Origin of the sequence: Rhizobium sp. RHZ01, assembly GCF_014851595.1 — a bacterium.
In the GTDB taxonomy this organism is placed as follows: Bacteria; Pseudomonadota; Alphaproteobacteria; order Rhizobiales; family Rhizobiaceae; genus Rhizobium; species Rhizobium altiplani.
The window spans coordinates 13,983-29,048 of record NZ_JACUZZ010000042.1 but is presented as its reverse complement, the minus strand read 5'-3'; the positions used below and the strand labels follow the sequence as shown (position 1 = coordinate 29,048).

Below are 15,066 nucleotides of genomic sequence, written 5' to 3'. Positions count from 1 at the left end.
TACCGGCTTCCAATGCATCGATCTTCGCGGCCGACTTATCGACGCAGGTGACATGGTGGCCGAAATCGGCGAGGCAGGCACCGGAGACGAGGCCGACATAGCCCGAGCCAATCATCACAATACGCATTTGACCTCACATCTTCCGGGTTTCAGCTCGCTGGTTTTGAGCACGCCCTTGCAAATGACGTGTCTTCAGGCGAACGCTTCAGCTGCCCTCACGCGTACACCCTGAAATAATCGACGCGCATATGAGTGATCCTGTCTGCGTCCTGCAAAGGCTGCGGAAACTTGACGTCGGTCCTCAATGCTAGTGTTAGGAGCGGCCAAAACACATCGAATTCCTCGTCCAGCCGGGCTGAGCGCGTGATTGGCCAATCAGCGGGCCTTCCCGTCTTCCTGTCGATGACGGGATCTCGATTGAAGTATGGGACGCATCGCGTCTGATCGATGAGCATGCCGTAGCGGCAATACCCGGCGGTCATGTCGACAGACGTTTCGACACCGGTGCTTCTTCCGCCTTCGTCCGGCCCTCCCCATTCGTGAAGGTAGGTCCCGTAGATGGTGGGCTCCCATCCTTTGTGCTCCACGATATCAAGCTCAATACTGGTCTTGGGTTCGAGGATGCTTCGGCCGTTCAGCATCCAGAATGCTGGCCAGGTCAACGGATGACGAGGAAAGAGCATTCGCGCCTCGAAATAGCCTTTGCGCCATCCCTTGAGGACGGCACCATCCTTTCTCGCTGTCTGAAGGTTTCCGGAAATCCACTGAAATTCGGGCAGCGTGTTTCCGTAATATTTCCGAACGTTCATCGGGCGTCCGATATATTTTGCCGAGATCTGCAGTGCCTTGCCACCTTCTGCCGCCGTGTCGTCGACGATGGAATATGGATTGAACCCCTCCTCACCGTGCCTTGTGGCGAAGGCCGATCGACCATAAAAGCCGGTTCCGTCTGTCGTCGCCTTCGGACCGGCGTCCCAGACAGACCAATCCAGCGAATTGAAGGTGTCTTCAAAGACGACCTCTCGTCCGATAGTGGGATCGTCGGAAGCAACCACTGTGGCAGACGCGTTCTGGCATCTCAGGGCCGCCAGGGAGGCACCAGATGCCTTCAGAAAGCCACGCCGTGATAAAGAAGGCAGCATGCACGGTCTCCTTGCCGACGATTGACACCTTAGGCGAGTTCACCAGCGGCGATCCGAAGGGCCTCGGCATGGATTTCCACCACGCGCTCGGGGCTGTACCTGTCGATGAAGGTCTTTCGAAATTCAGAGTGTGACTGCTCAAGCGAAAGGTTGTCGCAATAGTACGACATCGCATCGACGAGAGCTTTTCCACCGCTCACCGGGACAAGGCGCCCAAGGCGAGGATCGACGAGGATATCACTCGGTCCAAATTCACAGTCGGTCGAGATGACCGGCAAACCGAACCGCAAGGCTTCGCAGATCGCAAGCGACCACCCTTCCCACCGCGAGGTCGAGACATATACGTCGCTGGTTGCAAGGGCCGGCTGCGGGTTAATCGGGTAATGTTCGACGGTGACGTAAGCACCGATCCCAAGTCTCGATATTTCGGCGCGCAGGCTCGCCTCGCCAATGCCATATCCGACGATCCTCAGCCTGACATTCGGTCGGATCCTGACGAGCTCGGAGAATGCCTGAAGGAGGATATCCTGCCCCTTTTGAAAGGCAAAGCGACCGACATTGACAAATGTGACGGTTCCAGGCGGTGCGTCGGAAAGCGGCGTTTCAGACAGGTCAAAGGCGCGAACCGGATTGGGAACCCAGACCTGCGGTACCTTGCTGTTGAACATTTCCTTGAAAGAGTCGAGCTGTCTCGGCGACGTTCCGAAAACATAAGACACCCTCGAGAGAAAATAGGCGCGCATCAACAAGAAGAGGACCTTTGCCTTGAAATGGCTGCGCTCGCGCTTTGGATTTCCGTGCAAATGGACGGCAAATCGACGGTTCAATCCGAGACAAGCCGCCATGCAAATAACCGTCGGCTCAATTTGCGGGACGACAACCAGGCGGTAGTCCTTCGACTTGATGACGCTTCGGAAAATTCGCATCAAGTCCAGGCGCCCGCGAGCGACGCGATCGATGACATTATATCCACGCGCCTCCATCGGTCGGTTCCTGTGCACCGAGGTGTAGAGCACGTCGACCTCGAAATCGTCGGAAAATCGATCTGCGAGCATCGTGCAGACAGCATCGACAACCCGCTCTATTCCGGCAAACGCGCTTGTTCCCGGCTGGATGTAAAGGATCTTTATGCGACGTTGGGATCGATCGCGAAATGGCAGGCCGACTTGCATTTCCATTCGTCCTCCGGACCAGAAGGCAACAGGGCTCCATGTGCCGGCACACACAGCACCGACGCCAAAAGGGACAAGCATTCAATCAACTGCAAATCGCATCGGATGCGATCAGTATAGGGCGAGCGGATCCAACGGAACTCCCAGCAAAATCACCGCAGGTGATATCCAGGAAGCAACGAAAAATGCCGACGAGTTACTACTTATATCGCCCCGAAATACTTCGGGACGCGTAGTTTTATAGCCGCTTCGGCCATCTATGTTGCAGCGCCCACAGGGTTATTTCTATAGACGTCTTGCACTGCACTTGGTATGCTGCTTTGCAACATAATCTGAGTAGAGAAGGTTTGCAAGATGTTAAAAGTCCAACCGCTTCTCAGCATCATAATCACTTGTTACAACTATGAAATGTACATTTCGGAATGTATCAGAAGTGTTCTTTCGCAAGACTATGACAACCTGGAAATAATAGTGGTCGACGACGGATCGACGGACCGCTCCTGGGACAGGATCCGGGAATTCGGAGATCGGATCATTGCCGTGCGGACGGAAAATCGTGGACAATTGAAGACGTCACTGCACGGTCTGTCTTTGTCGCATGGAGAGTTCGTGTACTTCCTTGATGCCGACGACGTTCTTGGTGAGGGCACGCTTCCTGAAATTGCTTCTTATCTCAGGCAAGATGTTTCCAAGATACAGTTCATGCTTCTGCCAATCGACAAGGATGGCAACGCGATCGGCAATGCGTTCCCCTCTCTTCAGCCATCGGACGACTCCGAACCGCTGATCCGATCGATACGTGAAAGAGGCTACTACAATACGCCGCCGACCTCTGGAAACATCTACAGGCGTGACGTCTACGAGGGCCTCGGGGAAATGGCCTACGAGCGCGGCATCGATGGTGTCTCCTACCTTCTTGCTCCCTTCGTCGGCAAGGTCATCTCGATTCCGAAGACGCTCGGCAAGTACAGGATTCACAACGCCAACCAGTCGTCCTTTTCCGTGGTGACATCAAAGCGGATGAAAGGCTACGTCGACCGCTTCATGGGACGTCTTAATCATCTTGCGGAGCTCGTTCAGGCACGCTGCGCGTCAACCCCCATGGTCGAAGTCCGCAGCGACTACGCCTACGTCATGGAACTGAATACGATGAGCCTCGTCGTTGACGGCAAGCGACCAAGTGTTGGCCAGATCGCAGCTTACATGGGCTCGGTGATGCGCGAAAACACCGGCAAGAAGCGATTTGCGCTTTGCCTATTTGCCGTTGCGCTCTTTGTGCTTCCAAACGGCATGGCACAGCAGTTGGCGGCGATCCGGATCGACCCGTCGAGGTCTCGACAGATGCGGTCCCGCCTGAAACAGGCCTTTTCCGTTTAGCACCAATATGAGGATGAGGTGTCACGTGGCCACGGCAACCGCCTTGCTACGTGGCATCGCCGAGTAATAGACCTCGAGCGTCTCTCTGGCGACGCGCTCGATCGTCAGACGTTCGATGCGAAACTGGCTTTTGCGTCGCCAGTCTGCAATCCGTTCCGGTGCTTCCAAGAGGTGGCCAAGCATTCCGGCAAGAGCTGCCGGATCCCGGGGCGGGACCAGAAGCCCGGCCTCGCCGTCCTCAAGCAATTGGGGAATTCCGTCGACCGAAGAACCAATAACCGCACAGCCTGCCTCGCGCGCCTCAGACAATACGAGCGGTGCCGGGTCGGCATGGGATGGAAGGACGAAGATGTCCGCCCCCAGCATGTATGGGTAGGGATCCCTTGTCGATCCGACAAAGGTGATGTCCGACGCGCTTTCCAGTGCCGCCGCTCTTGCCTTGTATTCCTCGCGAAAAGGGCCATCGCCGACAATGTAGAGATGGGCTGTCGGAAAGGACCTGTGAACAGTTTCAAACGCGTCAAAAAGGTCCAGGAGACCTTTGCGTGGATGAAGACCACCGACAAACAAGATACTCGGTGAGCGAAGCGGTTTCGGCTCTTCACTGCGTCCTTCCGATCGACTTGACCCGATCGTGCCGTTCAACACCACTTTCAACTTCGACGCAGGAACGCCGCGCCGGCGCATCGAGGCCCCGACGACATCGCTGACGGCGATCACGCGTGTTCCTAGGCCCATCAGGGTTGCGCTCTTTTCGAACTCATTGTGGACTGTCGTGATGAGTGGAACACGTCGCAACTTGCAGACCGGAAAAGCGATCACCGCGCTTGTCATCATATGCGCGTGAACGACGTCAATGTCGTACGTCTTGAGATGAGAATTCAGGCGCGATAGAGCCCCAATGAGGCTCGGGATCTTCCGCTGGTGACGGACAAAAAGCGTCTCGATACCTTCTGACTTTAGAAGTGTATCGAAGTCTCCCCCTTCACTCGCGAGATAGACGTGATGTCCCATCCTAACCTGCGCGCAGGCGAGATCCACGGCTGCGTGAACATGCCCATTCAGGCGCCGGGTATGATTGAGAATATGCAGAATACGCATCATCGACCTCTCGTCATCTTGTGGCGATGCCCATCGCCTTCCAGGTGCGTTTGACGGTAAGCTGTTCTTCAAGGGGCAGCGGTTGCTGTCTCCACGTCGATCGTCGAAACCCGGGCTGTCGGCTGGTAATTGAAGCCGCCCTGCCGGCCGATCGATTCTATTCCGAAGCTTTTCAAGCGGGCGATCGCCTTTGCTGCATTTTGTGCCGCTCCCTTGCTGTAGATGGGATAGGCGTTTGTCAGGATGTGGCTGCCCTCGAGTTTCAGGTCGCCACGAAACAACCCATTTGCGCACGCGTGGTGGCGAAAATCGGCTTCTGCTCTTTCGGCCGACGTAACCGCGCCAGCGATGACCTCGACAGCAAAATACTCTCGCTCGGCGACGCGCCCGTAAAAGTCCGAATAAACGGTCAAACGCTTCCACGAGCCCTCGTGAGAGAAGTTGTAAATGATCGCCTGGGGAAAGCCCCGCTCACCGGCGAAGCTGAAGTAAAGAGTGATGAGTGTAATGGTTTTCAGAGGCGAGGTTTGTCCGTTGCCGCATATCCGTTCAGCAACGCTGATCGGCACCGTCGAGACAACTCTAGTCCCGCCCAAGCAGCCATCACCGAGCAACAGCTCGTAACCGCAGTCTGTCTTATGCAGCTGGCGCAACTCGGCCGACAGCATGAAGACGACCCCACAGCTTTCAAGCCTGGACACCGCTGCGCCATAGAGTGCAGCAAAACCTTCTCTTGGGCGCGCCATCTGGCGGTTCTTTGGTCCGGTCGCCCGTTTGCGCTTCAGCAAACGGCGCGAGAGATTGATGAGCGAGGCATATTCGGCAATCCAAAGCATGCGCTTGCGTGCGAGATCGAGATCGATCTCTTCGGGACGAATGCCGTAGAAGCGCCGCATGTAGGTCCCAAGCCCCGACCTGTGCAAGAGATAGGCCCCAATCCAGTAGCGCGCAAAATCCCTTGCGTTCGCCATCTGGCGACAGAATATGCGCGCGTAAAGGACCGAGGCGAATATCCGGATCACACCGAGTGGACCTGCGCCAAGAATGTCATCACGTATTGAAATTGGATAAAGAGTGATCTTCCCCTGCGGGTTCAGCCTCCCCCACGTCGGTTTGATCGGCACATAATGTTCAAGAAGCTCCGGGAAGTGCCGAAGCAAAGGGGAGTCGTCCTGAAAGATCAGGCTCCCGACGTCGAACGTGTAGCCTTCGTTCGAAGACCAGTCCATATGGTTTCCGCCGACATGATCGTATTCGTCGACGACGACGACACGGTTCCCTTGAGCAGAAAAGATCGACGCTGCAACGAGGCCGGAAATGCCTGCGCCGAGCACGATAACATCGAATTGCTGCACTGCAGACATGCGCGAGGTATGATGGCTTGCGTCATCCATTTAGTCGCCTCCGAACTGTCCTCCCGGTAGAACGAGACAGTATAATGCAATTAAAAAAGAGTCGATATCTCAAGCACAAAGTCTGAAAAACAATAGGCATCTGAGTATTTTTGGCAACGCTTTTGCACCGCAAAATAAAATATAACTTTTCACTTGATGTACATCAAATAATGCGGCAGACTTTTTGCGGTTGCGAATTCAAGGAACCAGCCTTGCTGCAGTGCATTCACTGCAACAACACTGTCGAAGGGCAGGCAGGGCTGATCGACGGCAAAGGGTTATCCAGTGCTGCGGCAAAGCCTCGCCCATCTCCTTCAAGGTCCGTTGGACGGCATAGATCTTATCTCGACAGACGTCTTCGACACTTTGCTGCTGCGCCAACCGCGATCGCAAAGATCGCGCGTGATGCAGGCCGAGCAGCGCTTTGCTCGTTTGCTGCGGGATGAGGGGATTCTGGTCCGTGCGGATCATCTGTTTCGAGCCCGGCAAATGGCCGAGCGGTTTGCCTATCGTGCGCTCAACGTTGGCGGCGGTGTTGGCGAAGTCCGGCTCGTCGACATTATCCAGCGTCAACTTGCCGTGCTTGGCCTGCCTGAACGGCTGCTGGAGCGGCGCATCGCGCTGGAAATGGCGATCGAAAAGGTTTCGCTATCGGCAAACGAAAAGCTCGCCAGAGTTTTGCGCCTGCATCGCCAGACCGGTATTCGCGTCGTCGCCGTTTCCGACACGGCACTGCCGACACGTCAACTGACGGAACTGATCAACTACTTTCACGGTCCAGGTTTGATCGACAACGTCTATTCGAGCGCAGACGTTGGAGAAAGCAAGCGCTTTGGAAGACTGTTTTCACGGGTCCTCGACAAGGAAGGCGTTGCACCGTCACGCTTGCTGCATCTCGGTGATGATTATCTTGCTGACTGCGCCGTGCCGAGAAACATGGGCATCAATGCTCTACACCTACCCAAGGGACGCCTGAGGCGGCTTGCCGCCCGCGCCGATGGCGCCCGGGCAGAGGCCATCCGTGGCGTTCGCAAAGGGGTCATGCGCACATCAGGGCGCCTGCCTGACCTGGACGACCGTGCTGCCTTCGGGCGAGAAGTATTCGGGCCGATAGTTGCGCAATTTTGCCTTTACATATGGCTCTATGCCAGGGAAGCGGAAACGCGGGGCAGTTGCGCATTGCTGTTTTGCGCACGCGGCGGTATCGGCATCAGGGAAGCTTTCGAAAAGCTGCTTGCCAAGCTTGACCTGCCGCTTGAAATCCGTCGCGAAAACATCCTCATCTCCCGTTTGGTGGCGGCACGCGCAGCCCTCATGCAGCAAAGCCCTGCCGTCCTCGATGAACTCGGCCGGGAGTTCAGGAAAAATACCTTTGCCGATGTTGCCAATGCACTCGGCGGCCGCACCTATGACCTTTCCGGGCCTTGGCAACTTCCCTTCGACCCAAGCCACTTCTTTGCGATGATCGACACCCCTGAAGGCTATGTGGTGCTCGACGACATTGCGAAACAGAACGAGCTGTTCAAGCGCCACTTGGACGTCGTTGCGGGCGATGCCTCTCGTATCGTTCTTTGTGACACCGGCCTTTACGGGAGTACGCAGCGTCTTGTCGCGGCAGGACTTCCCGAGCGGACATTCGAAACGATCCAGTTTGCGAGGTGCAACTACAAGGGCCTAAGCGAGGATCACTTCCCACAGGTCACAGGATTGGTTGTCGAGGAAAATCTTTATAACCCCCTGAGGGTCGAGACAGTCATCCTTCGTTACTGGCAGATTATCGAGAGCCTATTTGAACCCGCAATTCCCTCGGTTCGGCATTTTAGTGAATCGGGCGATGGTACTGTTTACTGCAATGCCGGCAATATCGCCTATGGCGAGGTTGATCCGAGTGACGGAAATCTGCTGCTCGCGGGCGTCCTCAAGTACATTGAACGGATCGGAAGTGGCGCCGAGATCATGTCAGATGCTGATCTCGCCTGGGTGCGCCTCAAGCAAGCCATTACCAATCCTGGCGCATTCGACATGATGGCATTGGGCGTTGGGGCCCGTTCTGTCGATTTTGGCCGCCCCGAGAGCGTCTACGTCCTGAAGCAATCCGCGGCCCCGGAACTTGGGAAGCGGCTGACTGCAGTCAAATCGCAGCTTTGGCGCGAAGGTGCCATTGCCCGCGATTTTCCGTTCCTGAAGGCGGCGCTCTTACCTGCCCTGGAGATGGCCCACATTGTCAGGGGAGTGTCGGCCCGCCTCAAATAGCAGAGCTGCGACGTGGAGGAACGTTGTGGGATCAGCTGCCGGATAGATCCGGCTCCAAGCAGACATCACGCGGGAGGATGACTTCGGTGCAAGGGCGCGAAAAACCTTCCGCGGCCTTGCACAAGAACACGGGTCGCGGCTCAACGTCGCGATCTGGCTGAAGCACGCGATTTCGGAGTAAGACATGCTTGCGGTAAAGACAATCAAGGGAGCGGGTTGGCTCGTCTTCTCGCGCTTTGTCGGGCGAATAATCGACTTCTTCACCCTGCTTGTTCTTGCTCGCATTCTAACGCCTGCCGATTTCGGGCTTGCCGCGCTAGCGACATCCCTGGTTGTGGTTGTCGACACGATGCTCGAGGTTCCCGTGACCCAGGCCCTCGTGCGGCTCCCGACCATCGACAAGAGCCATCTTGATACCGGCTTTACAGTTGGTCTCATGCGAGGCGCCGTTATCGGAATCATCCTTCTGGCGGCCGCATGGCCCTATTCATGGATCAACCACGACAGCCACCTGGTCGTCCTCGTTGCCGTCCTTTCGCTTGGACCTATTTCGAGGGGGATGACCAGCCCGGCGATGGTCAATTTCGCGCGTCAGCTGGGATTTCGCCAGACGTTTATACTGGAGTCGTCAGGCAAACTGACGGCGGCCATTATCGCAATGTTCGTCCTTTTGAGCGGTGGAGCTTATTGGGCGATTGTTGCTAACTTCGTGATCGCTTCCTTTGCGTCCACAGTCGTATCCTACATTCTTGCGCCCTATCGTCCGGCCTTTTCCCTGGCGCGCCTGCCTGACTTTGCCGGCTTCATCGGCTGGTTCTCGTCAGCCCAATTGGTGTCGGCGCTCAACTGGCAATTCGATAGATTCTTGATCGGGGCGCTAGCTGATCGTCCGACACTCGGACGCTATGCCGTGGCAAGCGACGTTGCCGTCATCCCCACACAAAGCCTGATTGGTCCGGCTTTGCAGCCAGTCATGGCTGCGTTCTCGCAGATCAACGCGGATCGCGCGCGCGTGCGCCAGGCATTCCTGAAGGCGACCCGTTTTGCCATGCTTATCTCCGCGCCTGCCTGTGTGGGCATATCCTTGACGGCAGACCTTGCCACCGACCTCCTGCTCGGCGCCAAATGGGAACACGCGGCTCCCCTGCTTAGCCTGCTTGCGCTTGCTGTTGCGCCAATCCCCTATTTCCAGACGCTCTCATCGGTTAGCGTGGCGCTTGATAGACCGCATGTGATTTTCCGGCTGAATACAGTCGATCTTTGTTTTCGCGTGGTTCTGATTTCGCTCGGGTTTTACTTGGGTTCGGTCACAGGTGTGAGCATCGCGAGAATTGCCCTGTCGACGCTGATGTTCATCTTCTACCTCAACGAAGCCCGCCGCCTGCTTGGTCTCGGATTTCTTTCGCAGCTAAAAAACCTCTGGAAGGTGGCAGCCGCTGTCGTTGCCATGGCCGCGGTTGTCTGGCTTTTGCGCGAGGAACTGGAGGGTCAAAACTACCCGCATGTGGTCGAGCTTGCATTTGCTATTACCGCCGGGGCGGCAACATATGCCGCCACTTTGTTGCTGCTCGGCGTAAGGCTGATTGCCGGACGAGATCGTCTGGAGCTCTTTGATCGTTAGACGCTTGGAGAAGTCCAGGGACCGCACGATGGCCAAACTTGCTTGTTGCCACCCACAGCAAAGATGTTGAGCGCTGAACTCGGGCTCCAGCAGATCATCGCAAGGCGCAACCTTTGCCAGAAAATCCGCGCTGCGACAGGGCAAGGCAAAGGGACCATCAGGCACGGGTGCGGTTAATGACTGTTCCAACGACGTTCGCACCAGCTCGACGCAGCAGCTGAACAGACTCCGAAGCCTCTTCGATCGTCGTATGGCCAGCGCGCGCGACAACGAGGACGGCATCCGCATAGCTTGCAAGCGCAAGCGCATCCATGGAATGGCGAAGCGCCGGGAGATCAAGCAGCACATCACCGCGTGTGCGTGCGGCCTCGAAGATGCGTCTTACACGCGGATTGCGAAAGTCGGTAAATAGATTGGCGTTTGTGTCCCTCGAGTGAATCGGCAGGACCGCCACCCCGCCGACGTCCTCGAAGGACAGCTGCTCTGGCATCAGTCCGGCAAATGCGGCACCTGCTAGCGAGACCGCCGGCAGATTGTCACCGCTTGCGCGTTCATCCTCACCGTCAGCAGCCTTGAACAAGGTTACCTGACGACCGCCGCGACTGACGAGTTGCGCGAGACTGGCACACAAGGTCGAAACACCGGCACCGGGCGTCCAGCCGACAACGGCAATTACAATGCTTTTTTCATTGCGCAGGCTCGTACAGGCAATCTCGACGGAGGTACGCAGGTCGCGAATGGCGGCGACGAATTTCTGTTGCTGTGGGCTCGTAATACGCCAGGGAACACCTTCTGCGCCTGGAACATCAGGAATTGAACCGAGGCAGCGAACCTCCATTTCGCGTGCCAGTTCCTTGGCGCTGCGAACGCGGCGATCAAGCGCCATTCGCACGACAACGACACCGAACCCGACCAGTAGTCCAAGTACGCCGCCAAGGGCAATGATAAGAGATTTCCGCGGAGCCGACGGTCCAAGTGGGGGCAAGGCAGCGCCGATGATACGCGCATCGGAATCGGGCGTTGCTATTGCGGGCAGCGCACCCGCGTGCATTGCTTCGCGCGCGGCATCAACCTGCCGCGCAAGCGAATCCAGTCGACCCTGCAAGGCCTCCGTGCCCGCGCGCGCAATCTGTTCCTTGAAGGCCACCGTCTGATAAATGTAGCCAGAGACCGTTGCATTGGCGACGCGTGCCGGCAGTTTCGGATTCGACGAGGAATACTCGATTTCGATGACGAAGGATTGACCAACGCGGCGTGCGTTGAGACGTGACATGAAATTCAGGAAGGCAGCCCGCTCCGCTTCGTCAGCAAGCTCGATGGTTGTGTTGGCCACACCCGGTTGCGCGCGACCGACGGTTGCGCTCTCGCCACCGCGTTGCCCCGCGAGCAATGGCAGACCACGCAGCAACCTGACGAACAGGCCCGGCTGCCCGCGACCAAGCTCAGGGTCATCCTTGAGGTCCAGGCTTTCAAACACGGCTGACAAAAGCCGCTCCGACTTTATGGTCTGAAGTTCGCTATCGGCACGATTGAGATCAAGGGTCTGTTGGGCCCCAAACTCGCCTCCAGAGACTGCCGACTGGCGCGGTTCGAGCAGAAGCGTTGCCGTTGCCTGATAGGTTGGCGGCAATGAATGGGCATAGAGCGCAGCAACGACGAGACCGGCTGCGCTGCAGGCCGCAAGAGCGACTTTATGGCGTGTGCCAAGATCAATCAACGCGCGCAAGAGAGCGATCGGCCCATCGCCGGCAACATCGGATTGCGTCTCGTTTACCCGCCAAAGCCTCGAGGTTACATCAATAGGGCGGGGTCTGTTGAACATCATTCGTGCTCCTAGCGTTCAAGAGGTTCTGGTGGCAGGCTTTGGCATTGTTATCGCAGCCGCGCGTTCCGGTTCGAGCCTGCCACGCAGGGCGTCGAAGGCGGCCATGATGTTGCCGCGGGCTCGACCGCGCCGATCGATGAAAGGTTCGGGCCAGACGGCTCGACTAAAATTGCTCGCAGTGTTGCGGAAGATGTGGTCAACGACCTTGGGGAGGCTCATCGTGCCCTTGGTCATCATGTAGAGCGGGTTGATGACTTGCGAATATCCCAGCCGTTCGCCGCTGACCCTGCCGCTTTTGACGCCCATATGGACGCCAAAGGCGAGAGCCGACTTGACGAGCCGGCCTCCGTGCTTTGCAATTGCTGCTGCGAAGTCACGGTCCTCCAACCATCCGTAGAGGACGAGACGCTCGTCGAAGCGGACACTGCCAATTGCAGAAAACCGAAAAGCCATGTTGCAGCCGTAGGGGCTGATCGGCTCGGCCCACGTCGCATCCGCCTGGCCAGCCCTCACCAGATCAACTGCGTCTTGATACGAAATGCCCGGCCCCTTGATACCGTCAGCCACGACGTGCCCGGTAAAGCCGACGATCTGACTTTCGTCGCGGAACGTCTGGATTGCGGTCGCCAACCAGTCTTTGTCAGCGATGAAATCATCATCAAAGAAAGCAACTATTTCAGTTCCGGATGTCACATGCTTCAGCGCGGTGTTGCGCTGTGCGGCAAGCCCAGGCGGACCTGTGACGATCGTCACGTCGGGATGACTCGTCAGGTCACCGGCATCTGAAGCATCGACACAGGAGACGATGACGGCGTCGGGCTTCAGGCTCTGGGTCGAAAGGAAGTGTCGAACGCTTGCGGTCACGATCTCCGGGCGGCCCCGGGTTGCGAAAATGACGCAGGCGTGCGGCCCGGTCGGAGCAACAGATTTGTGACTTCTCAGCTCAGCCTTTGGCTTATCGAGAAGCTCGATATAGCCGCTTGCCGTTTTCTCCCACGAGAATTGGCGAACCTGCTCGCGTCCCCGACCGGCCAGATCGCTACGCAGGTGGACCGAAGCAACAAGGGTGCGAACCGCCTTGATCCACTCGCGCGGTTCAAATGGGGAAGCTGTCATGGCGGCATTGCCGCACACCTCCGGCATGCTGGCGCAGTGCGATGAAATGACGGGGCATGATCTTGCCATTGCCTCTACAATTGGCAATCCAAACCCTTCCGTCAGCGAAGGAAAGACAAGACAAAGCGCCCGATCGAGCAGATAGGCAAGGTCGTGATCGGATACGCGCCCGATAAAATGAACATTGGGCCGGCGCTGCAGCGTTTGCTCGGCAAATATACCGTCCCCCCCGCCAGCAATGACGACATCGAGGTTCATTTCATCGAGTTCGGGCGCGATATCGATCAAGAGCGACAGGTTCTTGTGACGCGCACGCGACCCTAAAGCCAGGACAAACGGTCGATCCGCCGTGATCGAAGAAAGCGCCTTCGGCGCCAGCTCCGCCAATTCCGGGTTCCAGCTCAGCGCGTGCTCGTGCCCGTTTGGAAGGATCGCGATATCAGACAGACGGATCGGCAGATGTCGGGCTATCTGTCGTGCAGCCGCATGGGAGACCGACGCGACCCGGAGAGATCGCCGCACAAGCAATGGCTGAAGATTGTGATAAAGCGCGCGAAAAGCGCGGCTGTAACTTTGCGGCGCGGCGAAGATATTCGCATCGTGAATGCAAACGATCTGATCGGCCTTTAGCGCCGGGGCTGTGTTGCACAGATTGAGGAGCCGGCGATTGTTACTCAGATACGGCAGCTCGATTTGCTCCCACGCGTGACCGCTCAGTTGACCGCCCTTCTCAAGCTTCATTCGCTGCAGCGATGGCTCTGGCGTCTTCGTAGGCACGATTAGGGTTGCCCCGTCCGCCCCCGTGAATTTGTCCATCGCGCCGAGGACATTACGCGCGTATCGCTGGACACCGGTTACGCCCTGCGTGAGAAAGCGGCCATTGATTGCGAATTCTCTCGCGCTCATCCAAATTTCTCCTGGCCACCGCCAAATCGTTGTGCGGGCCGATTGAAGTGCATCAGATCAATTTGTGTCTCTGCCTTGTGTCACGTGACGTCCGGGCGCAAACAACCGCACCTGCATTTGAGCACGCGCCACGACACCGGAATTGATTGGAGGGCGCGATAACGCGCCGCTAGGATTCAGTAGCTGCCGCGCGAGCGCAACACTGCGGGGATCGTCTTCAGCATGATCGACATGTCGCCAAGAACACTTTGTTCTTCGACATAGCGAACGTCGAGTTGGACGCGTTCGTTATAGCTCGTGTCGCTCCGCCCACTGACCTGCCACAAGCCAGTAACACCGGGACGAACCCTGATATAATCGGCATAGTACGAACCATAGAGTTCAGCCTCGCTTGCAACGATCGGCCGCGGTCCGACGAGGCTCATCTGGCCGCGAATGACATTGAAGAGCTGGGGAATTTCGTCGACACTACTTTTGCGCAAGAACGCGCCGAGCGGTGTTACGCGCGGATCATCCCGAAGTTTGCGGGTTGCGTTCCATTCCGCCCTTAGCGAAGGGTTGGCCGCCAGATGCCGCCTTAAAACCTCGTCGGCATTCTTGACCATCGTTCTGAACTTCAGGCACGGGAACATCACACCGTACCTTCCGATCCGACGATGGGCGATGAATATTGGTCGCCCCTGTACGATCAGAAGGACCGCGACAAGCATCAGGATCATTGGCGCAAGGACGAAAAGCCCAATGCTCGCAATTGTTGCATCAATCGCGTATTTGACGCCGTCCAGGATGGCGGATCTGTTATTATGTCCGAACAAATCGGATTTTCGGGAGGTCGCTCTGCGAGAGTGCAGCGCTGCATTGTTGAACCTGTCGAAATTTCGACCGAGATCAATTTCCCTCATCTGCGTATTCCCCTCGTAAACATCTAGACTTCGGGCACTTGCAGACAATGCCGTCATGGCACGCACAGGAAAGCTAACAAGTATTAAACGATTTGACAATATTTTTATTGCGCTGCACTATATAACTGTGCAGCGCGGGATATGAGTGTCACTTGTTGATCATATTTCTGTCTTAACTGCCTAATATAATTGCCAATAGTCTGATTTTTAATCAAGACAATGGCAAGAACTACACCCGCAATGCACGCCACGATAAT

Annotated in this window: 11 protein-coding genes; 3 read left to right on the top strand and 8 right to left on the bottom strand. The window is 56.8% G+C overall.

Features of this window, described 5'->3' with window-relative positions:
* From IB248_RS28875 to IB248_RS28865, 3 genes are all read right to left on the bottom strand, one after another.
* A partial coding sequence (locus IB248_RS28875; RefSeq protein WP_192242053.1) for an NAD-binding protein occupies positions 1 to 127 on the bottom strand: 127 nt, incomplete at its 3' end.
* An 88-nt stretch (positions 128 to 215) separates the two neighbouring features.
* Positions 216 to 1,142, bottom strand: coding sequence for a family 16 glycosylhydrolase (locus tag IB248_RS28870; RefSeq protein ID WP_169684219.1), 927 nt, complete (start codon positions 1,140 to 1,142; stop codon positions 216 to 218).
* A 29-nt stretch (positions 1,143 to 1,171) separates the two neighbouring features.
* On the bottom strand, positions 1,172 to 2,320 hold the full coding sequence (locus tag IB248_RS28865) for a glycosyltransferase (protein WP_169684220.1): 1,149 nt from the start codon (positions 2,318 to 2,320) through the stop codon (positions 1,172 to 1,174).
* Positions 2,321 to 2,668: 348 nt separating this feature from the next.
* Between IB248_RS28865 and IB248_RS28860 the strand changes: the two genes are divergently transcribed.
* Entirely contained in the window at positions 2,669 to 3,691 is a 1,023-nt protein-coding gene (locus IB248_RS28860; protein ID WP_169684221.1) for a glycosyltransferase family 2 protein, read from the top strand.
* A 21-nt stretch (positions 3,692 to 3,712) separates the two neighbouring features.
* Here the strand turns inward: IB248_RS28860 and IB248_RS28855 are convergent, their stop codons facing one another.
* Positions 3,713 to 4,792, bottom strand: coding sequence for a glycosyltransferase family 4 protein (locus IB248_RS28855; RefSeq protein WP_169684241.1), 1,080 nt, complete (start codon positions 4,790 to 4,792; stop codon positions 3,713 to 3,715).
* A 68-nt stretch (positions 4,793 to 4,860) separates the two neighbouring features.
* Entirely contained in the window at positions 4,861 to 6,186 is a 1,326-nt protein-coding gene (locus tag IB248_RS28850) for an NAD(P)-binding protein (RefSeq protein ID WP_169684222.1), read from the bottom strand.
* Between the two features lie 285 nt (positions 6,187 to 6,471).
* On the opposite strand from IB248_RS28850, the gene IB248_RS28845 reads away from it, so the two are divergent.
* Both IB248_RS28845 and IB248_RS28840 read left to right on the top strand, forming a co-directional pair.
* The gene (locus IB248_RS28845; RefSeq protein ID WP_169684223.1) at positions 6,472 to 8,439 is read left to right on the top strand and encodes a hydrolase; all 1,968 of its coding nucleotides are present in this window, start codon (positions 6,472 to 6,474) and stop codon (positions 8,437 to 8,439) included.
* A 184-nt stretch (positions 8,440 to 8,623) separates the two neighbouring features.
* Complete coding sequence (locus IB248_RS28840; RefSeq protein WP_169684225.1) at positions 8,624 to 10,060, top strand: oligosaccharide flippase family protein; 1,437 nt, start codon at positions 8,624 to 8,626, stop codon at positions 10,058 to 10,060.
* A gap of 157 nt (positions 10,061 to 10,217) precedes the next feature.
* Here IB248_RS28840 and IB248_RS28835 read toward each other — a convergent pair whose 3' ends face one another.
* The 3 genes from IB248_RS28835 to IB248_RS28825 form a co-directional block, all read right to left on the bottom strand.
* Entirely contained in the window at positions 10,218 to 11,885 is a 1,668-nt protein-coding gene (locus tag IB248_RS28835; RefSeq protein WP_169684227.1) for a Wzz/FepE/Etk N-terminal domain-containing protein, read from the bottom strand.
* Between the two features lie 15 nt (positions 11,886 to 11,900).
* The gene (locus IB248_RS28830; RefSeq protein ID WP_169684229.1) at positions 11,901 to 13,907 is read right to left on the bottom strand and encodes a glycosyltransferase; all 2,007 of its coding nucleotides are present in this window, start codon (positions 13,905 to 13,907) and stop codon (positions 11,901 to 11,903) included.
* A 176-nt stretch (positions 13,908 to 14,083) separates the two neighbouring features.
* On the bottom strand, positions 14,084 to 14,809 hold the full coding sequence (locus IB248_RS28825) for a sugar transferase (RefSeq protein ID WP_246733885.1): 726 nt from the start codon (positions 14,807 to 14,809) through the stop codon (positions 14,084 to 14,086).
* Between the last annotated feature and the right edge of the window lie 257 nt (positions 14,810 to 15,066).